The organism is Pseudomonas sp. Seg1 (assembly GCF_018326005.1).
Classification (GTDB): Bacteria; Pseudomonadota; Gammaproteobacteria; order Pseudomonadales; family Pseudomonadaceae; genus Aquipseudomonas.
In genome coordinates, this window is the sequence record NZ_AP021903.1 from 5,366,901 (window position 1) to 5,389,168 (window position 22,268).

The following is a 22,268-nucleotide window of genomic DNA, read 5'->3' on the forward strand; positions in this document are numbered from 1 at the left end:
TCATCAGCACGCGCTGTTTCAAGGTTTTTGCAGGTTAAGGAAAGGATCGAATGGAGTTTCTGTGTCTACTCGCATTTCTGGCGGCATGGGGTTTCATGTGGCGCTGGGTGGTGAAGAACCGCGGTAACTGGAATCTGTTTGTCGGCAACGTTCTCGGTGCGGGGGCGGGTTTTATTGTCGGCATTGTGGTGTTCTCCATCACGTTCTCGCTGTTCGTGCCGGAGCGCAAAACTGCGCAAAAGCAGATTCAAGAGACTGTCACTCAAAAGGTCGAGCCTGTTGCAGTGATGCCTGAAGCTGAACCTGCCCCAGAACCGGCTCCGACGCCGCCCCCCGTTACAGTCGTGCCGCCTGCACCTGCACCTGCACCTGCACCTGCACCTGCACCTGCACCTGCAACTGCAACTGCAACTGCAACTGCAACTGAAACTGAAACTGAAACTGAAAACCTTCCGGCCTATGTCGCCAGCAGTCCACAGAATGAGCCTTCGCCGCCCGAATCCGCTTTACTGCCGAACTTCAGCAAACGTCTGCCGGCTGCACTGGCCGAGAAGGACTTCAAGGATAACGTGAGCAACGACTTCGCCGTTTTGCGCCGATTGGCCGGCAGCAATCCGAATGCCGACAAATCCTTGATGGCTTACATGATTTGCGAGCCCTTCATCAAGAGTGCCATGCGTTTTTCAGCGTCGACGGTGATCTCGAGTGCCCGGGACGCCAGCAGCCAGCGCTTCAAGGATCAGACCTACACCGTCAGCAGTACCGCCACTGCCCGCAACATGTTGGGCGACGATGTCCGCTACCATTTTGATTGTTCAGTGCAGCAACTGGACGGCAACGATGCCGGCAAGGCTGCGTGGCGACTGCTCGATCTGAAGCTGAAGAAGAGCGACTCTTAAGCCTCGTTTAAGGGATCAAGGCGCCGGCTGCGCTATCATCGCCGGCCTGTGCGCCTTGAGCTTTGACCCGGATGTCTCCAACACTTGATGACCTGAACTCCCTGCCTGCTGTTTTGGCCGGCCCGCTGCTGCGACGGCTGGAGCCGACACGACTGGTGATGTGGCTGGTCGGTACGCGTCCTCTGTCGCTGACTTTGCGCTTGCAGGGTGTAGGAGACATTCCGCTCGATGTAGAGAATTGCACAGTCATTCCCGTAGGCAGTCGAGCGTTTGTTCACCTCATCGATATCACACTCGATAGCGCCCTGCCCTTCGACACCTTTATCGACTACGACTTGCTGATCGATGACGAAAAAGGCATAGCCGATTGGGCGCCGCACCTGCTTTATGCCGATACCACCCGCCCGAACTTTGTCCTGCGCTCCCGGATAGATCAGTTGCTCCACGGCTCCTGCCGCAAGCCGCATCACCCGGCGGCGGATGGTTTGCTGTGTGTCGATCAACTGCTGGCGGCGCAAACCGACCCGCAACAACGCCCGGCGCTGTTGATGATGAGCGGCGATCAGGTCTACGCCGATGACGTTGCCGGCCCGATGCTGCGGGCGATCCATGCCTTGATCGAGCGCCTCGGCCTGCTCGACGAACACCTCGAAGGTGCCGTGGTCAGCGACAGCGCGAAACTCTACCAACACCCGGCCAGTTACTACCACCGTGCGGATTTGTTACCGGCTCTGGAGAGCAACGAGACGTTGCGCGAGCGATTTTTCGGCGGTGCGCGTAAGCCGATTTTCACCAGCAGCAGCGCCGACAATCACCTGGTGACGTTTGCCGAAATCATGGCGATGTACTTGCTGGTGTGGTCACCGGTTGCGTGGACACTGATCAATCCGCAGCCTCCGCTACTGACGCCGGATCGCCTCAAGCGATATGCACTCGAACAGACCCGGATCGACGCCTTCAAGGCAGGACTGGACAACGTCGCCCGAGTGCTGGCGCATCTGCCGAGCCTGATGATTTTCGACGATCACGACATCACCGATGACTGGAACCTTTCCGCGCAATGGGAGGAAACGGCCTACGGCCATCCGTTCTCCAAGCGCATCATCGGCAACGCGCTGATTGCCTACATGCTGTGCCAGGGCTGGGGCAATAACCCGGATGCCTTCAAGGATGTACTGGAGAAAACCCGACGCCTGGCCGCCAGTGGCGATGACCATTACCTCGACAGCCCGGTGCAGGACGAACTGATCGATGACTTGCTGTGCTTTCAGAACTGGCACTTCGTGATGCCGACCAGCCCGGCGCTGGTCGTGCTTGACACGCGTACCCGACGCTGGCGCAGCGAAATGACGCTCAAGCAACCGTCGGGTCTGCTCGACTGGGAAGCCTTGAGCGAACTGCAGCAAGAGCTGCTCGATCACCCGTCGGCGATCATCGTTTCGCCCGCGCCGATTTTTGGTGTGAAGCTGATTGAAACGGTGCAAAAGGTCTTCAGCTGGTGCGGTTACCCACTGCTGGTGGATGCCGAGAACTGGATGGCCCATCGTGGCGCCGCGCAGGTGATCCTGAATATTTTCCGACACACACGTACGCCGGGTAACTACGTGGTGCTGTCCGGTGATGTGCATTATTCCTTCGTCTACGAAGTACTTATCCGACACCGCAAGGCCGGCCCACGGATCTGGCAGATCACCAGCAGCGGGATCAAGAACGAGTTTCCGAAAACCCTGCTGGAGTGGTTCGACCGTCTCAACCGCTGGCTCTACTCACCGCGCTCGCCACTGAACTGGCTGACCAAACGTCGACGTATGCGCATCGTGCCGTACACACCAGAACATGCCGAGGCAGGTGAACGACTGTGGAACTCAGCGGGGATCGGTCAGGTGTTTTTCAACGAGCAAGGCCAGCCACGCGAGATCATTCAGCACAACTCCAATGGAGCGGCGAAGACACGGATGCTGGCGCCGGATTTGTCGGAATACCCGGACTAAGACCTTGCACTGTGATTGCGGAAGCGAGCCTGCTCGCGAAAGCGATCAATCATCCAGCACAGATGCCGACTGATAGGCCGCCTTCGCGAGCAGGCTCGCTCCTACAGTGCTACTTGCAAGCCGTCAATGCGCGGTCAGTGCCCGCACCACACCTCTGACAATCATCCCCACCTCCCGCTCATCAATCGTCAGCGGCGGCAGCAGCCGTATGGTCTTGCCGCGCGTGACGTTGATCAGCAGCCCATGATCCCGCGCCGCGATCAGCGTCAGGTCACGAATCGGCTGTTTCAACTCGATGCCGATCATCAAACCCTGACCACGAATCGCCAGCACATTCGGGTTATCCACCAGCTCTGCGCGTAACCGGGCCAGCAAGCGCTCACCCTGTATCCGCGCATTTTCCAGCAAGCCTTGCTCATTAATGATTTCCAGCACCGTGCAGCCCACCCGACAGGCCAGCGGATTACCGCCAAACGTACTGCCATGGCTGCCGGGCGTGAACAGATCCGCCGCCCTGCCCCGCGCCAGGCATGCACCGATCGGCACGCCATTGCCGAGTCCTTTGGCCAGGGTCATGACATCCGGGACAATGCCTTCATGCTGAAACGCAAACCACTGGCCCGTGCGGCCGATACCGGTCTGGATCTCGTCAAGCATCAGCAGCCACGCATGCCGGTTGCATAGTTCACGCAAGGCTTTCAGATAACCCGGCGGTGCCAGTTGCACACCACTTTCCCCCTGAATCGGTTCCACCAGAATCGCGACGATCCGCTCACCGTGTTTGCGTTGAACATGGTCCAGTGCAGCGAGATCACCGAACGGCACTTTGACGAAATCCCCCGGCAATTCGTTGAAACCCAGGCGCACCGCCGGCCCATCACTGGCGGACAACGTACCGAGTGTGCGGCCATGAAACGCGTTGGCCATCACCACCACCAGCGGCTGCTCGACGCCCTTGCGCCAGCCGTACAACCGCGCCAGCTTCAAAGCGGTTTCGTTGGCCTCGGCCCCGGAGTTGTTGAAGAACGCCTTGTCCATTCTCGACAACTCAGTCAGCCGGTTGGCCAACTGTTGCTGCCAATCGATGCTGTACAGATTGGACGTATGCAGCAGCAATCCCGCCTGTTCGCTGATCGCCGAAACGATGCGCGGGTGCGAGTGGCCGACATTGGTCACCGCCACCCCGGCGACCGCGTCCAGATACTCGCGACCGGCCTGATCCCACAGGCGCGTGCCCAAGCCTTTGGTGAAACTCAGGGCCAGCGGTTGGTAGGTGTTCATCAGCGCGGCGGTCATGACTTCAAACTCCAGTGAAGGTCGGTGTGCTCGCAGTATGGTTAGCCACCAGAACTGGATAAACTCGGTAAAACTTCAATCATTTAAAAGCCGGACTTGATAATGGACCTGTTTCAGTCGATGAGCGTCTACGTCAAAGTGGTCGAATCGGGGAGCATGACGGCGGCCGCGTTGCAGTGCGACATGTCGACGACGATGGTAGGCAATCACCTGCGCGCGCTGGAGCAACGGCTCGGCGTGCAACTGCTGCAACGCACCACGCGGCGCCAGCGACTGACCGAGTTCGGCAGCGTCTATTACCAGCGCTGCCTCGAAGTGCTGGGACTGTTGGCTGACTCTGAACGCCTCGCCGAGCAGGCCCTTGATGAGCCTCGTGGCATCCTGCGTATTACCGCTCCTCTGACCTTCGGCGTTGAGCGCCTGGCGCCAGCGCTGAGTGAATTTTCCCTGCAATGGCCGAAGGTCAAACTCGACGTGGTACTGACCAATAGCCGCCCGGATCTGCTGGAAAGCGGCCTCGACGTCGCCTTCCGCCTGGGTCACTTCGAACAGTCCAACTTGATAGCCCGGCCCCTGATCGACTACACCCTGACCGTCTGCGCGGCGCGGGAGTATGTCGCAAGACGAGGCATGCCGCTGACGCCACAAGACCTGCAACAGCATGACTGCCTGTCCTTTGCCTACCCCACCGGCGATGACTGGCAATCGGTGGAAAAGCGCTGGCGCCTCAGCGGCCCGGACGGCGAAATCATGGTCGACGTCAGCGGGCCGATGCTGATCAACAGCTCCGCCGGCCTGCATCAGGCGGCACGTACGGGCATGGGCATCGTGATGCTGCCCGATGCCCTGGTGGAAGAGGATTTGCGCGATGGCCGACTGGTGACGGTCATCCCCGACTACCAACCCCCGAGCCGACCTCTACACCTGTTGTATGCCCCGGATCGTTATCGCCTGCCCAAGCTGCGGCGCTTCGTCGATTTCGCGATGCAGGCATGGGGCAGATCCTAGTTCCTCTAACTCACCACGTCCGCGACAAGGAGTCGACCCACCGATGAACAACTACCTGACCGTACGCGATCTGTTGCCCGCCGAAGTGGAATCAGTGCGAGTGTTCCTCGGTCAGCATGGATGGGGCCATCGAACCGGTTCAAGCGAAGACTTTGCACAGCTCATCGCCAACTCCCAACGCACGGCCATTGCCCTCAAAGGCACATGCATCGCAGGTTTCGCCCGCGGTATCAGCGATGGTTTATCCAACGGTTATCTGTCGATGGTCGTGGTCGACGGGCAGCATCGACGCGAAGGCATTGGCCGGGCATTGGTTGAGCACGTCATGGGGATAACCCCGACATCACCTGGGTGCTGCGCGCAGGCCGTGAAGGCGCCGAGGCGTTTTTTGCCCGCCTGGGTTTTCAAACGTCGCTGATTGCGATGGAGCGCCCACGACTGAAGTAACCCTTAACGCTATGACACCAGCTATGATCTCCCCTCTTTTTTCAGCAAGGACGCTGCGCGATGCTCGCCATTTTGCAAAACACCCCACTGTGGGTTTATGTGGTTTTTCTGATCATGGTGTATTTCGGCCTGAAGGCTCGCAAGCCTCAGCACGAGACCCGGTTTTCGCTGCTGTCGACACCGCTGGTCCTGCTGGTCTGGTCGCTGCTTTCGCTGAACCTGTCGGTTGATCCCGGTTTGACGCTGGGCGGCTGGTTGATCGCTTTGACCCTCGGTGCCCTGTCGGCATGGCTGATCTTTTCCCGCAAGGGCGTAGAGCTCGACGACCCGGAAACCGGATTAATCGTGCCGGGGACCTGGAAGGCACTGGTGTTGTTGCTGCTGTTTTTTGCGGTGAACTACTACTTCGGCTACCAGGATGACGTGCACCCGGACCGCACTACCGAAGCGGGCATGTTGTTGCTCAAGGCTGTAGCGTCGGGATTTGTCTGCGGATTGATCAGCACCCGCTCGCTTAAGTTCTATTGGCTGCTACGAACGCTTCAGGCGCAACGCCCGCCTCTGGGTGCTTGATGAGTCAGCGGTAAAAAACTCGACCGCCAGCCCGTTGCTCCGTGACAACGCCGCCCCGCTCCCCTAAATTAGTCGGCCTGAAAAAGCCCTGTGCTTTCTCATCTCCACTCAAGTTAAAAAGTAGTGAAATTTCAATGTCCGATTTCAACACCGCTGAATCCGTCGTTACCGAATCGTCCAAAGCGGAATACGAAAACTCCATCAATCTTTCACAACACCTGCCACAAGCCAAAATCATCAGCGAGATGGTCCTCGACGCTTTTCAGTCGAACCGCGAAAGCGACCAGATTCGCGAGCTGCGCGCCGCGATCCGTCAGGCCCACGACAGCTTCGATGACGACAAGGCCTATGAGCTGATGGGCGAACTCAAGGCTCTGAAAGACGCCGAAGCCGCCGACATCGCCGCACTTGAAGACCTGAGCAGCAAATTCTCGATCGGCCGCATCCTGTCCTGCTTCAAGGACGATCCGGCTTTTCAGGAAATCGTTTACGGTCTCGCGCTGAAAGTGCTGAATCAGACCCATCAGGCGATCAGCAACCCGAGCGGCGGCAAGAGCAAGGCCGCCAAGAAGAAAGAACTCGAAATCTTCACCATCAGCAAGGACGGCGCCAGTGTGACCTTGCCGCTGCGCACTCCACGTTCGCGCTTGAGCGTTGACCGCGAAGCGCTGGAGTTCCTCGGTTTCACCTTCGTCGGTGAAGGCGAAGAAGCCGAGCTGGAGGGCGAAACCTTCCTCGACAACGCCGGCACCGAACACGCGATCAACCGCAAGAACATCATCACCGCCCTGCAACAGCAGACCGCGTTCGATGGCTACAGCATCGCCGCTCAGTAATATTTCGGCGCTGACGAAAAAGCCCCGCACTGAGATTCAGGCGGGGCTTTTTGGTTTTCGGCTTGGGAGTTATGCGTCGGAGTGCAATGCCGCAATCATGTCGACTTCGATCGCCGCGTTCTTCGGCAACTGATACACACCGACCGTGGTGCGCGTGTGCCGGCCGGCATCGCCGAGCACATGGCTGAAAACATCCGATGCACCGTTGGCCACTTCGCTCAGGTCAACAAAGTCCGGCGTCGACTTCACGTACACAGTGACCCGTAGCAACGCCTTGATCTTGTCCAGCGAACCGACTGCATCGACGATCAGCGCCAGGCAACGCATCGCACTGATGCTCGCAGCAGCCTGGGCATCCTTGAGGGTCAACTCCAGACCCACCCGACCCGGGTACTGAATCTTGCCGTGAGTACGCGGCACCATGCCGCTGATGTACAACTCATCGCGATGACGGATCAACGGTGCGTAATTGCCACCGGCGGTGTTCTCGCCATAGATGTCGTAATTCAGCTCTTGTGCCAGGGCAATGAAGCGCTCGTCGCAGGTCATCCTCTCAGTCATTTCGCCCAGCCTCTGAATCGATGCGTGAAATATCGCGGAGTAGAACAGTTGAGCGCCGAGGGAATGGCATGGCGCTATCACTGGATCCAAATCTAGGTCTTTTGAAAGTACTCCGCAACCTTCGAAATCGGCGGCGCACGCCATCGCGAGCAGGCTTGCTCCCACATTTGATTGGCGTCGTTCACAAATCCCCTGTGGGAGCGAGCCTGCTCGCGATGGCGTCACCTCGATTCAGCATGATTCACCCAATAAAAAACCCCGCACATCTCTCAATGTGCGGGGTTTTTCTTCAAGCCTTTGAGCCTTACGGCGCGTACGTCAGCAGTAGCTCGCTCGGCACCTTGAAGTCCAGGGACATCATGACGCTCAGGGCGGTGATGGTGAAGATCGAGAACACGAACAGCTTACGTGCCCAGACCGTGTCATCCACTGCCTTGTAGCCGGTCCAGGCCATGTACAACCAGTACATGCCCATGGCCGCGGCGACGGCGAGGTAGCTCATGCCGGCGTAACCGCTGAAGGTCAGCATCAAGGTCGCCACGAGGAACGCCAGGATGTAGAGCAGGATGTGCTTCTTGGCCACTTCAATTCCGCGCTTCACTGGCAGCACCGGAATCGATGCGGCCAGGTAATCGTTGAAGCGGAAGATCGCGATGGCGTAGGAATGCGGCATCTGCCACAGGCTGAACATCACCAGCAACGTCAGCGCGGCCATGTCGAAGCTGTTGGTTACGGCGACGTAACCGATCACTGGCGGCATGGCGCCCGACAGACTGCCCACCAGCGTGCCGTGAACCGACTTGCGCTTGAGGTACAGGCTGTAGAAGCCGACGTAGATCACGAAGCCGATTACCGCGAACAGGGCGGCCAACGGGTTGGCCACCTTGTACAACAATGCAACGCCGAGAACACCAAGGATGGTCGCGTAGACCAGGGCCAGTTTCAGGGAGATCAAGCCCTGCACCAGCACCCGGTTCTTGGTGCGTTCCATCTTCAGGTCGATGTCGCGGTCGATGCAGTTGTTGAACACGCAACCGGAGGCGACAACCAGGGATGTACCGATCATGGCAGCCAGAAACACCGCCAGATCGACATGCCCTTTCGAGGCCAGGAAAAACCCGCCTGCCACAGAAAGCACGTTACCGAAAATGATCCCCGGTTTGGTGATTTGGATAAAGTGCTTGAGCGACATCGGGTCTTACCTCACTTCGCCATCATGAACGTGTGGATGCTGAACATGATCCACAACGACAGGCCAACCAGCAGCAGGATCACGATGGCCGTGAAGACGAACGCGATCACGTTGTTACGCTGAGCCACCGAACGGTCCAGGTGCAGGAAGTAATACAGGTGAACGATCACCTGGATCACTGCGAACAGCAGGACGATTGCCAGTGTGGTGGCCTTCGGCAGGCTCGGGTACATCACCAGACCGAACGGGATGACGGTCAGGATCACCGACAGGATGAAGCCGATGGCGTACGACTTTACGCTGCCGTGGCCAGCATCATGGCTGTCATGGGAGTGTGCATTAGCCATTACAGAGTCCCCATCAGGTAAACAACGGTGAATACGCAGATCCACACCACGTCCAGGAAGTGCCAGAACAGGCTCAGGCAGCTCAGACGGGTCTTGTTGGTCGCCGTCAGGCCGTGCTTGTTGACCTGGTACATCATGATGCCCATCCAGATCAGACCCGCAGACACGTGCAGACCGTGGGTACCGACCAGGGTGAAGAACGCGGACAGGAAGCCCGAACGGCTAGGACCGAAGCCCTCGGAGATCAGCAGGTGGAACTCGTTGATCTCCATGGCGATAAAGCCTGCGCCGAGCAGGAAGGTCATGAACAACCAGCCCAGAACCTGCTGCTTTTTACCTTTGTACAACGCCAGCATGGCGAAGCCGTAGGTGATCGAACTGAACAACAGCAGAGCAGTTTCGCCCAGCACGTATGGCAGTTCGAAGATGTCGTGGCCCGACGGGCCACCGGCTACGTTGTTTACCAGTACTGCGTACACCGCGAAGATCGACGCAAACAGAATGCAGTCGGTCATCAGGTAGAGCCAGAAACCGTATACGGTCATCTCGCCCGAATCGTGGTGATGGTCATCGTGCCCATGTTCACCATGGGCGTGTCCGGCATTGGTCACTAAATTCGACATGGTTTAAGCCTGTTCCAACGAGGTTTCAACACGGGTGGCACCGGCCGGGATTTTCCCTGCCGCGACCAGACGCTTGTGCTGCTCGGCTTCGATGCGCTCGATCGTTTCAACCGGAACCATATAGCCCTGGTCGTCACGTGCAGCGTGGATCACGAAGTAGATGACAGTGCCGGCCAGGCTGGCGATCGCCAACCACCAGATGTGCCAGATCATCGCGAAACCGAACACGGTCAACAGTGCGCCCATCACTACGCCAGTGGCGGTGTTGTTCGGCATGTGGATCGGCTCGTACTTGGCCGGACGCTGGTACGCGGTACCGTTTTCCTTGGCTTCGGTGAACGGGTCGATGCAGTCAGCCTTAGGCAGCACAGCGAAGTTGTAGAACGGAGGTGGCGACGAGGTCGACCATTCCAGAGTGTGTGCATTCCACGGGTCACCGTGATCGCAAACGTTCTCTGGCTTGTTGCGGTCACGCACCGACACGTACAGCTGGATCAGCTGGCAGGCGATACCGACAGCGATCATCACCGCACCGAACATGGCAACGTACAGGTACGGTACCCACTCAGGGTTGGTGGTGGCGTTCAGACGACGGGTCATGCCCATGAAGCCCAGTGCATAGAGCGGCATGAACGCGACGAAGAAGCCCGAGATCCAGAACCAGAACGCTGCTTTACCCCAGCCTTCGTGCAGCTTGAAGCCGAACGCTTTCGGGAAGTAGAACGCGAAACCTGCGATGTAACCGAATACCGCACCGCCGATGATCACGTTGTGGAAGTGCGCGATCACGAACAGGCTGTTGTGCAGAACGAAGTCAGCACCCGGGATGGCCAGCAGTACGCCGGTCATGCCGCCGATGGCGAAGGTCACCATGAAGCCAAGCGTCCACATCACCTGGCTGGTGAAGCGCAGACGGCCCTGGTAGATGGTGAACAGCCAGTTGAATAGCTTCACACCCGTCGGGATGGAAATCAGCATCGTCGCCAGACCGAAGAAGGCGTTGACGCTCGCACCCGAACCCATGGTGAAGAAGTGGTGCAGCCAAACCATGAAGCCCAGTACCGAGATCGCGCCCGAGGCGTAGATCATCGAGTGGTGGCCGAACAGTTTCTTGCCGGTGAACGCCGAGATCACTTCCGAGAAGATGCCGAATGCCGGCAGGATCAGGATGTAAACCTCAGGGTGGCCCCAGGCCCAGAACAGGTTGACGTACATCATTGGATTGCCACCAAGTTCATTGGTGAAAATGTGGAAATCCATGTAACGGTCAAGGGTCAGCAGTGCCAGAGTAGCGGTCAGGATCGGGAACGAAGCCACGATCAGAACGTTTGCCCAGGTGCAGGTCCAGGTGAAGATCGGCATGTCCATCAGTTTCATGCCAGGGGTACGCATTTTCAGCACGGTCGCGAGGAAGTTGACCCCCGTTAGCGTCGTACCCAACCCGGATAGCTGTAGCGCCCAGATGTAGTAGTCCATCCCCACGCCAGGGCTGTATTGCAGACCCGACAGCGGTGGATAAGCAACCCAACCGGTCTTGGCGAATTCGCCGACGCCCAGGGACAGGTTGATCAGCACAACGCCGGACACCAGCAGCCAGAAGCTCAGGGAGTTCAGGAACGGGAACGCAACGTCACGCGCGCCGATCTGCAGCGGCACTGCAAGGTTCATCAGGCCGGTGAAGAATGGCATCGCCATGAAGATGATCATGATCACACCGTGAGCGGTGAAGATCTGGTCATAGTGTTCAGGTGGCAGGTAGCCAGGCGAACCCTCGGTGGCCATGGCCAACTGGGTACGCATCATGATGGCGTCGGCAAAACCGCGCAGCAGCATGACCATGGCGACGATGATGTACATCACGCCGATTTTCTTGTGGTCGACCGACGTCAGCCACTCGGTCCACAAGTAAGTCCACTTCTTGAAGTAGGTGATTGCAGCGAACAGCGCCAGACCACCGAGGGCGATCATGGCGATGGTCACCATCACGATCGGCTCGTGGAATGGGACTGCTTCCCAACTTAATTTACCAAACATCGTTTACTCCTCTGCCCCGGCAGCTGAATGCGAACTCGAGTCAATTTCCGTGGCCGCCACTTCTTTCTCTTTCTTCTCGTGCTTCAGCGGCTTGCCCGGCTTCATACCTTCGTACTTGTCGACGATGATCTGGAACTGGTTCGGCGTGACCGAGGAGTAGAGCTCGACTGGGTTGTTCTGGCTTGGCTTGGCAAGGGCTGCGTATTCAGCTTGATCAAGCTGTTTAGGTGACTTCTTGACTTCACTTACCCAGGCGTCGAAATCTTCCTGAGTGGTGGAGATAGCTTTGAACTTCATGCCGGTGAAACCCGCGCCGCTGTAGTTGGCGGAGATACCGTCCATTTCAGCGTTGCGGTCAGCGATCAGGTGCAGCTTGGTCTGCATGCCCGCCATCGCGTAGATCTGGCCGCCCAGACCCGGGATGAAGAACGAGTTCATCACAGCGTCAGAGGTGATCTTGAAGTTGATTGGCGTGTGCGCCGGGAACACGATCTTGTTGACCGTGGCGATGCCTTGTTCCGGGTAGATGAACAGCCACTTCCAGTCCAGCGCGACCACTTCGATGGTCACAGGCTTGACGTCGGATTGAATCGGACGATAAGGGTCCAGTTCGTGGGTCGAGATGTAGGTGATGTAACCCAGGGCAATGATGATCAGGACCGGGATGGTCCAGACTGCCACTTCGATTTTGGTCGAGTGCGACCATTTCGGGGTGTAGACAGCGTTCTTGTTCGACGCGCGGTATTTCCAGGCGAACAGGAAGGTCATGACGATAACCGGCACAACGACCAACAGCATCAGCAGCGTGGCGGTGATGATCAGGTTGCGCTGTTCCAGGCCGACCTGGCCCGTTGGATTGAGCAAGGTCATGTTGCAGCCTCCCAGCAACAACGTGCCGAGCAGCGGCACTAGGCCTAGTAATCTGGGGTACCTGTTTTTACTCATCTCACGACCTCTAAAGCAGCTTGCGCAATGCAGTTGGGTTTTGATCGCCAACACTTCACCCTGCCAAGGGTTGGCATTTTCTTTGGATTGAATAAGGGCCGCCCGTCGCGCGTCAGACGCTCGACAAAACCTGGGACAGCGGTCAGTTCTTATTCGAATTCGTGGTCAAAGGCCTTGTTACAGACCAATTCCATTTGGTGCGGAAAGTTGGAAGGCACCGACACCTGGGTGTCTTGAAAGCCTCACGACTTGCTCGACACCCGACTTCCTGCTCGCTCCTTAATAAAGGCTGAACAGTGCCGGGAATTCAGTGCGGGCGATTGTAGATAGGTAGCGCCCTATACACCATGTCTTATCCCGAAATAATTTTTATCCGTTCGAGCAACAATCCATCGCCATTTTTGCAAAAGTGCCGCATGTTATCGAAATCGATTCTCAACAAAAACACCAAATTTTGTAGGTGTACCCGCCTCAATTCAGACAGCTCTGAGGGCATTTTCTGCTGGCCCGATCAGCGCAAAGCCCGATACCCCAAGGCTTTTGGCCATCTGCCAGGTCTTGTTAAAACTGCCTGATCTGGCACTCGCGTGCAAAAGCGCAAAAACACCGAAACAGACCAATCCTTTTTTGTAACAGCACACCAATCCGCGTCACTGAAGAGACCTGCGACACGGCGTGTGTGACAACATGTCGCACACCTGTCACACCCTCCCTTGCCGTTCGTCACGGTGTTTTCACAAACACTCTGAAATGCAAAACGCCCCGATTTGCTGATACGCAAATCGAGGCGTTTTCTGTATCGGCCAATGCGCCGAATAGTTGATTCAGCGCAGTGCTTTTCGGTTACGCGAGGTCAACAGCGGCACCAGGATCACCACCAATACAAATGCCACCAGTGCCCATTGCGCCAACGACAGGCCGAGGATCGGCGGGTACGGCGTCGAGCAGAAACCGTCGACCTGGAAGCCCAGCGGGAAGATCTTCGCCAGCGGCAGATCATCGACAATCGGCTGCAACACATCGATGCCGCAGCTCACCGCCGGATAGAACTGGGTGTACACGTGATGCCCGGCCACACCGGCCCCGGCTATCGCACAAATCACCACCAGCACTTCAAACACGGTGATGCTGCGCCGCGTGCGCATGGCCGCGCCAATGAAGGCGAACAGCGCGATCAGCAGCAATGCATAACGCTGCAAGATGCACAGTGGGCACGGCGCCTCGCCGAGCACGATCTGCATGTACAGCGCGCCACCGATCAATGCCAGGCAGATAATGCCCAGCAGCACCAGAAAGCGCCGCTCACGTCCCAATCGAATCGTTTCCTCGCTCATCGCGTTTCCCTTGTATGTCCATGGTTCAGCTGGCCGGCGGCTGCGCTTGCAGTTGCGCCATCAGGCTGATGTTGTCTTCGATATGCCAATTGGCCGCGATGCGACCGTTGTCGATCTGATAGATATCGGTTGCCCGGAAGTCTACACGCTGGCCCTGCCCTTTGAGAGCCTTGAACGTGCCAGTGAAATGCCCGCGAAAGTGCAGATGCACCACCACGCGATCTCCGGCGACGATCATTTGCTCGATGTCGCAGCTCAAATCCGGCACCGCCGTGCGAAAGAACTTCGACGCCAGCAACGGCCCCGTCGGCCCCTGCACCCGGCCTTCGGGCGGCGTCTTGTCGACAAACTGCGGCGACAAGGCGGCCGTGGCCAGTGCCTCTTCGCCACTGTTCCAGAAACTGCCGTAACGCCGTGCTGCCAGTTCCATGGCTGCAGCCTGTGCCTTGGGCAGGCTCTGATCGACAATCAGGGTCTGCGGTGTGATCAAGGCAGATTCGGCAGAAGCAAACGGGCTGGCCAGCAAAGTGGCCGACAGGCTCAGGGCAGCGAAGCTGATACGACGGGCGAAGGTGAGGTGCGACATGAGGGCGATCCTGATCAGGTAAACGAACGAGCGCCTATCATCAGCATCGGGGAATAAACGATAAACCGGTTAAGAAACGATTAACCTTTAAACACTTTTTAAGAATCAAGACCGTGTAACGGCCAATCGCGGGCAAGCCCGCTCCCACAGGTTCCAGTGTCGTTCACAAACTCTGTGCACGCCACAAATCCTGTGGGAGCGGGCTTGCCCGCGATGCAGACGACTCGGTCTCAGGAATTATTCCAGAGCAGAAGCCGGCCCGAAGAACTCGTAACGGCTCTGCTGCTCCGGCACGCCCAGCGCTTTCAGGTGGCGCTTGATCGCCCCCATGAACCCCTTCGGCCCAAGGAAGTAAGCGTCGACATCACGCTGCTGGGGCAACCACTCGCCGAGCAACTCCTGACTCAACATCCCGACCTTGTCCGCCGCTGGGCTCACACCATCATCTTCGGCGTAGCAGTAGAAGCGCTTGAGTTGCGGATGACGCTCGGCCAGGCCGTCGATCCAGTCGCGGAACGCATGCACGCTGCCATTGCGCGCGCAGTGGATAAAGTGCACCGGACGTTCAGTCTCCAGTGCCGCTTCCAGCATCGCCAAGGTTGGCGTGATGCCGACGCCGCCACTGATCAGCACCAACGGCTTGTCGCTGGCAGTCAGGGTGAATTCGCCCGATGGCGGGAACAGCTGAATGCTTGCGCCGACATGCAGTTGATCGTGCAAGTGATTGGAAGCACGGCCACCCGGTTCACGCTTGACGCTGATGCGGTACTGACCTTTGTTTGCCAGCGCTGACAGCGAATAGTTGCGGCGGATTTCCTCGCCGTCGAGGATCAGTTTCATGCCGATGTACTGGCCGGGCTCAGCCGCAAGGATGGGACCTTTGTCGGCCGGTTCGAAGTAGAACGAAATGATTTCCGCGCTCTCCTCGACCTTGGCCGCGACGATAAACTCGCGCGCCCCGCGCCAGCCGCCGACGGCTTGTTCTTTCTGGTCGTAGATTGCCGTTTCGGCGCCAATCAGGATATCGGCCAGTTGTCCGTATGCCGCGCCCCACGCACTCATCACTTCTGGCGTGGCGATTTCTTCGCCGAGCACTTCGGATATGGCGCGCAACAGGCAGGCACCGACGATCGGGTAGTGCTCCGGCTGGATTTGCAGAGCGACGTGCTTGTTGATGATCTTCGCCACCAGATCACCCAACTGGTCGAGCTGATCGATGTGACGGGCATACATCAACACGCCGTTGGCCAAAGCCCGGGGCTGATCGCCGCTGGCCTGATGCGCCTGGTTGAACAATGGGCGAACTTCCGGGTATTCGGCGAGCATCATCCGGTAGAAGTGGGTGATCAGCGCTTCACCACCGCTTTCCAGCAGAGGCACGGTGGATTTGACGATGGCACGATCCTGGACGCTAAGCATGGGGTGACTCCTGAGCTTCGATGAAAAGTTACCTTGGGTTTATCAGTTTCCGTGCCAACTTATTTATCGTTATAAATCAATAGCTTAAAAACAACGTAGTCAAATCGACTCAAAGCACCTTATAGTCATCGCGACTACATCTTGTCTCTTTGACTACAACACCATGACTGCCAAATCCCTGCTCACTGCTCTGCTGCCTCTGGTTTCCGACCTGTCCCGCGAATTGCCTGAGGGCGAACGTTACCGACGCTTGCTCGAAGCCATGCGCGCCCTGCTGCCGTGCGATGCCGCCGCACTGCTGCGCCTGGACGGCGAATCGCTGGTGCCGCTGGCGGTCGATGGTTTGAGTGCAGACACCCTCGGTCGGCGCTTCAAGGTCAGCGAGCATCCGCGTTTCGAGATTTTGCTGGCCGGGAATGGGCCGACCCGTTTCGCCGCCGACAGCGACTTGCCCGATCCTTACGACGGCCTGGTTGATGGCCTCGACGATCACCTTGAAGTCCACGACTGCCTCGGCTGCCCATTGTTCGTCGATGAAAAACTCTGGGGCCTGATCACCCTCGACGCCCTTGATCCCGAGCGTTTCGAACCCATCGAACTGGATGCCCTGCAAGCCTTCGCCAGCCTCGCCTCGGCCACGGTCAACGCTGCCGAACGCATCGAGCGGCTGGCAATCCGTGCCGAAGACGAACACCAGCGCGCCGAGGTCTACCGTCAGGCCAGCGGTCAGCAGAACCGCGAAATGATCGGCCAGAGCAAAGCACTTAAACGTTTGGTGGAGGAAATCAATCTGGTCGGCGGCAGTGACCTGACCGTGTTGATCACCGGCGAAACCGGGGTCGGCAAGGAACTGGTGGCTCAGGCCATTCACGCCGCCTCACCGCGCGCCGACAAGCCGATCATCAGCCTCAATTGCGCCGCGCTGCCGGACACGCTGGTGGAAAGCGAACTGTTCGGCCACGTGCGCGGCGCGTTCACCGGCGCCACCAGCGACCGTCGCGGCAAATTCGAACTGGCCAATGGCGGCACGCTGTTTCTCGACGAAGTCGGCGAGTTGTCGCTGACCGTGCAGGCCAAATTGCTGCGCGTGTTGCAGAGCGGCCAGTTGCAGCGCCTGGGCTCGGACAAGGAACATCAGGTCGATGTACGCCTGATCGCCGCGACCAACCGCGATCTGGCCGAAGAAGTGCGCAGCGGTCGCTATCGTGCCGACTTCTATCATCGTTTGAGCGTGTACCCGCTGCGGGTGCCGGCCCTGCGTGATCGCGGGCGTGATGTGTTGCTGCTCAGCGGCTTCTTCCTCGAACAGAACCGCTCACGCATGGGCCTCAACAGTCTGCGCCTCAACAGCGACGCCCAGGAAGCGCTGCTCGCCTACACTTGGCCGGGCAACGTGCGTGAACTGGAGCACTTGATCGGGCGCAGTGCGTTGAAGGCGCTGGGCAACTGCAAGGTAAGGCCGAAGATTCTCAGCTTAAGTGCCGCCGATCTCGATTTGCCGCGGGAGGTTGTGGATAACCCGGTTGAGCCGGTTGCCGGGGTGGTGGCTTCTTTACCGCTGATCAGCGGGGATCTGCGCGCCGCTACCGAGGAATATCAGCGGCGATTGATTGCTGCAGCGCTGGAGCGCAATCAGGATAACTGGGCGAGTGCGGCGCGGGAGTTGGGGCTGGATCGGGCGAATCTTGGGCGGATGGCCAAGCGCCTCGGTATGAAAAGCTGAGAAGCCGAGAAGCCCCCTCAACCCCAGCCCTCTCCCGGAGGGAGAGGGAGCCGACCGAGGTGTTTTGCGCCATACATCGACCTGAAAGATTGAGTCGATTATGGATTCGGCGAAGCAAAATCAGGTCGGTGGATTTCTTGAGCATCCCCCAATCGGCCCCCTCTCCCTCCGGGAGAGGGCTGGGGTGAGGGGCTTTGGCTTTGGCCTTGGCCTTGGCTTCAGTTCTCACGCCACCCGACAACCAACCTAAAGCCCAACCTTTTGACGCCGATAACCCGGCATCAATAGTTTCTGGCGATTTGCACCCTCGCCCATCACCTTTTTCCACAGAAGGTTTATATGTCTTCCACCAAAGCCCGCGCAGATTCACTTTCGCTTCTGCTGTTCACTTTGCGCAGCGGCAAGCTGATGGCGATCAACCTGCTGAAAGTCAGTGAAATCATCCCTTGCCCGCCGCTGACCAAGCTGCCGGAGTCGCACCCGCACGTCAAAGGCATCGCCACGTTGCGTGGTGCTTCACTGTCGGTGATCGACCTCAGCCGCGCCATCGGCGAGCGCCCACTGGAAGACCCGAACGGCGGTTGCCTGATCGTCACCGACGTCAGCCGGTCCAAACAGGGTCTGCACGTACAAGCGGTGAGCAAAATCGTCCACTGCCTGACCACTGACATCAAACCGCCGCCGTTCGGCTCCGGTGGTTCGCGCGCCTATATCACCGGCGTGACCTCGGTGGACGGTACGCTGGTGCAAGTGCTGGACATCGAAAAAGTCATCCACAGCATCGCCCCGGCACAGATCGAAATGGCCCCGACCGACCTGTCCATGGAAGACGCCGACGTCCTTGGCAACGCACGCATTCTGGTGGTCGACGACAGCCAGGTGGCGTTGCAGCAATCGGTGCACACCCTGCGCAACCTCGGCCTGCAATGTCATACCGCGCGCAGTGCCAAGGAAGCCATCGACTGCCTGCTCGACCTGCAAGGCACCGCGCAGCAGATCAACCTGATCGTCTCCGACATCGAAATGTCCGAGATGGACGGTTACGCCTTCACCCGCACCTTGCGCGAGACTCCGGATTTCTCCCACCTTTACGTGCTGCTGCATACCTCGCTCGACAGCGCGATGAACAGCGAAAAAGCGCGACTGGCCGGGGCCAATGCCGTGTTGACCAAGTTTTCGTCGCCGGAACTGACCCAGCGCTTGATCGAAGCGGCCAAACACGTCGCCGCCAACGGTCACTGAGCCTTGGGCGAGACGTATTGCTTGTTGATGCGGCGGGATCTGGGCACCGCCGTGCCGGATATCGTCTGGCCGAAAGGTATCGAGATCAGCACTTACCAACCGCAACTGGCGCCCGCCGTGCATGACCTGATGCAACTCGGCTACCTACAAGGAGGCGGTCGGGTCCCAGCGCTCGAGGTCTGGCAGCAGCGCTTTGAACGCGATCCGGAATACGATCCGCAACTGTGCTTCATCGCCATGGATGCCGAGGGTGTCGTCGGTGTGGCGCAGTGCTGGACCAGTGCCTATATCAAGAATCTGGTAGTGCATTCGCGCGCTCAGGGTCGAGGTTTGGGCCGGGCGTTGCTGTTGAATGCATTCATTGCGTTTCAACAGCGGCGTGAAGGGTTTGTCGATTTAAAGGTGCTGGAAGATAACGTTCGGGCGCAGCGGTTGTATGAAAGTGCCGGAATGTATGTGATCCGCCGGGAGATTGTGCCGGACTGATCGTCCGTCATCGCTGGCAAGCCAGCTCCCACAGAGATCGGCGCCGCTCACAACACTTGTGGGAGCTGGCTTGCCAGCGATGGCGACCTCAAAGACAACTTTTCACCCTGAGGCATACTCCAACCTTGGCCACTACCCAAGGACGTCCACCATGAAAACCGTGACCCTCAGTTTGCTCAGCCTGCTCTGCCTCACCGCCCTCGCCTCCCAGGCCCACGCCTCCAGCCCCGACGCCTGGGCGGCCTACGACAAGACAGTCCTCGCCAGTTGCACCAAGGCCAGCGGTTTGAAAAATGCCAAACCCGTCGGCACTCCCGCGCAATTCGATGACCGCGTCGGTTACACCGCCGTGTTGCTGCAAGGTCAATACCCGCAAAAACACATGAAAGGCCAGCAAGGCACCGAACTGTGCCTGTTCAACAAACAGTCGAAAACCGCGTTTGTCACCGAGTGGGACTCAATCCGCCCGACCGCCAAGACCCGGTAAATGGCGCATAATTTGCTTCGATCCCGGTCTGCATGGCGGCTTTACGTCGCTGCTTAACACCTTGATTGAAGATTGATCGTCCCATGAATACGACGTTTTCCTGCGTCGGTTGCGGCAAGTGCTGCACCGACCACCATGTGCCCCTGACCCTCGCCGAAGCCCGAATGTGGGCGGCGGATGGTGGTCAGGTGATCGTGCTGGTGGAGGCCTTTCTCGGCAATGGCCTGGGCTTGCCGGCGCAGCAGCGTGAACACGCCGAACGGCGATCGGTGGTGGTGCGCAGCGGCGCAACCGATGCGCACGTGGCAATCACCTTTGCCGCGTACAACGTCGGGCCGTGTCGAAATCTTGACGAAGACAAGCTGTGTCGCATCTACGAGCGACGGCCATTGGTGTGTCGCATTTATCCGGCCGAAATCAATCCGCACATCCCGCTCAACCCGGCTGCCAAGGACTGCCCGCCGGAGTCTTGGGAACAGGGGCCGGCGTTGATTGTTGGCGGCGAGTTGGTTGATCAGGAACTGGTCGAACTGATCCAGCGCTCGCGGCAGGCGGATCGCGATGACATTCGGCTCAAGGATGCGATTTGTGCGGCGCTGGGGATTCGTACCACGGCGCTCAAAGGCGACGGGTTTACCGCATATCTGCCGAACATGGACGCTTTTGCAGCGGTGGTTGATCAGGTGAGTGCGCAACCGTTGAGCGACGTAGCCAGTGAATGGCTGTTTCATTTGTCCGGGGATGATGTTGCCGGGCAAGTGCTGGCAGCAGGGGCGCAGGTGGTGAGCGAGCCGGCGCAGACGTATGCGTTTATTCCGTTGCGGGTGGCTTGATCAGCGTTTTGTAGAGACTGGACCTGCCCCATCGCTGGCAAGCCAGCTCCCACAAGGTTTTGCCTCGTGCACCAATCAGATGAACACCGGCAAAACCTGTGGGAGCTGGCTTGCCAGCGATGGCGCCAGTTCAGGCAACTTCAATCCCGAACCCGCCGCCGCCCCCAGAATTCCCGCGCCAGCAAGCGCAAGTCCCCCGCCAGCCCCGCCACATCCTCGGAATTGCGCTGACTCTCGCGCCCCTCATCCACCGTCACCTCGCACGCCGTGCGGATGCTGACGATGTTGCGATTGATGTCCTCGCTCACCGCACTCTGCTGCTCCACCGCCGCCGCAATCTGCAGACTCATCTCGGTAATCTGTTCGACCCGCTCGCTGATCCCGTCCAGCGCCCGCGCCGCGCGCTGCGCTTGTTCGACGCTGTTTTCCACATGCTCGCTGCTCTCCTGCATCACCAGCACCGCGTCGCGCGCGCCGGTTTGCAGGGTGCTGATCATGCGCTGAATTTCGTTGGTCGATTGCTGCGTGCGTTGCGCCAGCCCGCGCACCTCATCGGCCACCACTGCAAACCCGCGCCCGGCATCCCCCGCCCGCGCCGCCTCGATCGCCGCGTTGAGCGCCAGCAAATTGGTCTGTTCGGCGATGCTGCGGATCACCTCCAGCACCCCGGAGATCTCGCTGCTGTGGCCTTCGAGTTGATGAATGACCTCGGTCGCCCGGCCAAGCTCTTGCGCCAGGCGCAGGACAGCGCTGCGACTTTCACCTACAAGCAAATGCCCTTCGCGGGTTTCCGTCCCGGCCAGGTCCGCCGCCACCGAAGCCTGCTGCGCATGGCTGGCAACCTGCGCGACGCTGGCGGCCATCTGATGAATCGCCGCCGCGACCTGATCGGTTTCCGCCTGCTGCGCCAATGAACTGCTATGGCTGCTTTGCAGATGATCAACCAATTGCGCCGCATGCCCGGCCAACTGCTGCGACGCGTCGCCAATACGCCCCACCACTGCGCTAACCTGTGCTTCGAGCATCTGCAAGGCAAACTCGATCTGCCCGAACTCATCGCGCCGACCGGTATAAATGCCTTGGCCCAGCGGATTGTCCGCCACCTTGCGCGCACGCTCGGTCAAGCGCTCCAGCGGCCGCAGGATCCAGCGTACGCCCAGCGCACAACTGCCGCTGCCGATGACAAACGCCGCAGCATTAATCTCCATCAATTCCGGTCGCAGCCAAGACTCAAGCGTCAACAGCCCACCGAGCAACACACTGGCCAGCGCCGTAATCCGCGCTCGCACATCGATATTCGGCAATCGCCAACGCGCCACCTCCTCGCCGCGCAACTGTGCATACGCCCGCTCCGCTGCCGCGACTTGCCGCGCATCCGGCCGGGTGCGCACCGACTGATACTCAAC

19 protein-coding genes and 3 pseudogenes are annotated in these 22,268 nt (G+C 58.9%); 11 read left to right on the forward strand and 11 right to left on the reverse strand.

The features are described from left to right. Nucleotides 1-50: 50 nt before the first annotated feature. Both KI231_RS24010 and KI231_RS24015 read left to right on the forward strand, forming a co-directional pair. Entirely contained in the window at nt 51-899 is an 849-nt protein-coding gene (locus tag KI231_RS24010; RefSeq protein WP_213026524.1) for a hypothetical protein, read from the forward strand. A gap of 71 nt (nt 900-970) precedes the next feature. Continuing rightward, nucleotides 971-2,890 carry an alkaline phosphatase D family protein gene (locus KI231_RS24015; protein ID WP_213026525.1) on the forward strand — a complete coding sequence of 640 codons (1,920 nt, stop codon included), beginning with the start codon at nt 971-973 and terminating at the stop codon, nt 2,888-2,890. 123 nt (nt 2,891-3,013) lie between these two features. Here the strand turns inward: KI231_RS24015 and KI231_RS24020 are convergent, their stop codons facing one another. Next, nucleotides 3,014-4,186 (reverse strand): aspartate aminotransferase family protein, encoded by a 1,173-nt coding sequence (locus tag KI231_RS24020; protein WP_213026526.1) that lies wholly within the window; start codon nt 4,184-4,186, stop codon nt 3,014-3,016. A gap of 102 nt (nt 4,187-4,288) precedes the next feature. Here KI231_RS24020 and KI231_RS24025 point away from each other — a divergent pair, with 102 nt between their 5' ends. The 4 genes and pseudogenes from KI231_RS24025 (at nt 4,289) to KI231_RS24040 (ending at nt 7,050) form a co-directional block, all read left to right on the forward strand. After that, complete coding sequence (locus KI231_RS24025) at nt 4,289-5,194, forward strand: LysR family transcriptional regulator (protein ID WP_213026527.1); 906 nt, start codon at nt 4,289-4,291, stop codon at nt 5,192-5,194. 43 nt (nt 5,195-5,237) lie between these two features. Beyond that, a pseudogene (locus KI231_RS24030) lies at nt 5,238-5,641 on the forward strand (GNAT family N-acetyltransferase). Between the two features lie 54 nt (nt 5,642-5,695). Beyond that, nucleotides 5,696-6,214: pseudogene (locus tag KI231_RS24035) on the forward strand (DUF6622 family protein); the annotation flags it as partial. Between the two features lie 134 nt (nt 6,215-6,348). Beyond that, nucleotides 6,349-7,050: a hypothetical protein gene (locus KI231_RS24040; protein WP_103304515.1), complete on the forward strand. Its 702-nt coding sequence runs from the start codon at nt 6,349-6,351 to the stop codon at nt 7,048-7,050. A gap of 69 nt (nt 7,051-7,119) precedes the next feature. Here KI231_RS24040 and KI231_RS24045 read toward each other — a convergent pair whose 3' ends face one another. From KI231_RS24045 to hmpA, 9 genes are all read right to left on the reverse strand, one after another. Next, nucleotides 7,120-7,611, reverse strand: coding sequence for a RidA family protein (locus KI231_RS24045; protein WP_103304514.1), 492 nt, complete (start codon nt 7,609-7,611; stop codon nt 7,120-7,122). A gap of 304 nt (nt 7,612-7,915) precedes the next feature. After that, nucleotides 7,916-8,803 (reverse strand): heme o synthase, encoded by an 888-nt coding sequence (cyoE, locus tag KI231_RS24050; RefSeq protein WP_103304513.1) that lies wholly within the window; start codon nt 8,801-8,803, stop codon nt 7,916-7,918. 11 nt (nt 8,804-8,814) lie between these two features. Beyond that, nucleotides 8,815-9,150, reverse strand: coding sequence for a cytochrome o ubiquinol oxidase subunit IV (cyoD, locus tag KI231_RS24055; protein ID WP_103304512.1), 336 nt, complete (start codon nt 9,148-9,150; stop codon nt 8,815-8,817). Next, the gene (cyoC, locus tag KI231_RS24060) at nt 9,150-9,773 is read right to left on the reverse strand and encodes a cytochrome o ubiquinol oxidase subunit III (protein ID WP_042560958.1); all 624 of its coding nucleotides are present in this window, start codon (nt 9,771-9,773) and stop codon (nt 9,150-9,152) included. Before cyoC ends, cyoD begins: the two co-directional genes overlap by 1 nt. 3 nt (nt 9,774-9,776) lie before the next feature. Then, a complete protein-coding gene (gene cyoB, locus KI231_RS24065; RefSeq protein WP_103304511.1) occupies nt 9,777-11,807 on the reverse strand; it encodes a cytochrome o ubiquinol oxidase subunit I in 2,031 nt (676 codons plus the stop codon). Between the two features lie 3 nt (nt 11,808-11,810). Continuing rightward, a complete protein-coding gene (cyoA, locus tag KI231_RS24070) occupies nt 11,811-12,752 on the reverse strand; it encodes a ubiquinol oxidase subunit II (protein ID WP_007916947.1) in 942 nt (313 codons plus the stop codon). An 824-nt stretch (nt 12,753-13,576) separates the two neighbouring features. Further along, nucleotides 13,577-14,086, reverse strand: coding sequence for a disulfide bond formation protein B (locus tag KI231_RS24075; RefSeq protein WP_025109264.1), 510 nt, complete (start codon nt 14,084-14,086; stop codon nt 13,577-13,579). 25 nt (nt 14,087-14,111) lie between these two features. Further along, nucleotides 14,112-14,672 (reverse strand): ester cyclase, encoded by a 561-nt coding sequence (locus KI231_RS24080; RefSeq protein ID WP_213026529.1) that lies wholly within the window; start codon nt 14,670-14,672, stop codon nt 14,112-14,114. 237 nt (nt 14,673-14,909) lie between these two features. Then, nucleotides 14,910-16,091 (reverse strand): NO-inducible flavohemoprotein, encoded by a 1,182-nt coding sequence (hmpA, locus tag KI231_RS24085; RefSeq protein ID WP_213026530.1) that lies wholly within the window; start codon nt 16,089-16,091, stop codon nt 14,910-14,912. A 163-nt stretch (nt 16,092-16,254) separates the two neighbouring features. Here hmpA and norR point away from each other — a divergent pair, with 163 nt between their 5' ends. The 5 genes from norR (at nt 16,255) to KI231_RS24110 (ending at nt 20,862) form a co-directional block, all read left to right on the forward strand. Beyond that, nucleotides 16,255-17,814 carry a nitric oxide reductase transcriptional regulator NorR gene (gene norR / locus KI231_RS24090; protein WP_213026531.1) on the forward strand — a complete coding sequence of 520 codons (1,560 nt, stop codon included), beginning with the start codon at nt 16,255-16,257 and terminating at the stop codon, nt 17,812-17,814. 339 nt (nt 17,815-18,153) lie between these two features. Beyond that, nucleotides 18,154-19,056, forward strand: a complete 903-nt coding sequence (locus KI231_RS24095) for a chemotaxis protein CheV (protein ID WP_103304507.1) — start codon at nt 18,154-18,156, stop codon at nt 19,054-19,056. A 27-nt stretch (nt 19,057-19,083) separates the two neighbouring features. Continuing rightward, entirely contained in the window at nt 19,084-19,542 is a 459-nt protein-coding gene (locus KI231_RS24100; protein WP_213026532.1) for a GNAT family N-acetyltransferase, read from the forward strand. A 151-nt stretch (nt 19,543-19,693) separates the two neighbouring features. Continuing rightward, nucleotides 19,694-20,029 carry a hypothetical protein gene (locus KI231_RS24105; protein ID WP_213026533.1) on the forward strand — a complete coding sequence of 112 codons (336 nt, stop codon included), beginning with the start codon at nt 19,694-19,696 and terminating at the stop codon, nt 20,027-20,029. Nucleotides 20,030-20,112: 83 nt separating this feature from the next. After that, the gene (locus tag KI231_RS24110; protein ID WP_103304504.1) at nt 20,113-20,862 is read left to right on the forward strand and encodes a YkgJ family cysteine cluster protein; all 750 of its coding nucleotides are present in this window, start codon (nt 20,113-20,115) and stop codon (nt 20,860-20,862) included. Nucleotides 20,863-21,002: 140 nt separating this feature from the next. Here the strand turns inward: KI231_RS24110 and KI231_RS30425 are convergent. Then, nucleotides 21,003-22,007: pseudogene (locus KI231_RS30425) on the reverse strand (methyl-accepting chemotaxis protein); the annotation flags it as partial. Nucleotides 22,008-22,268 lie beyond the last annotated feature (261 nt).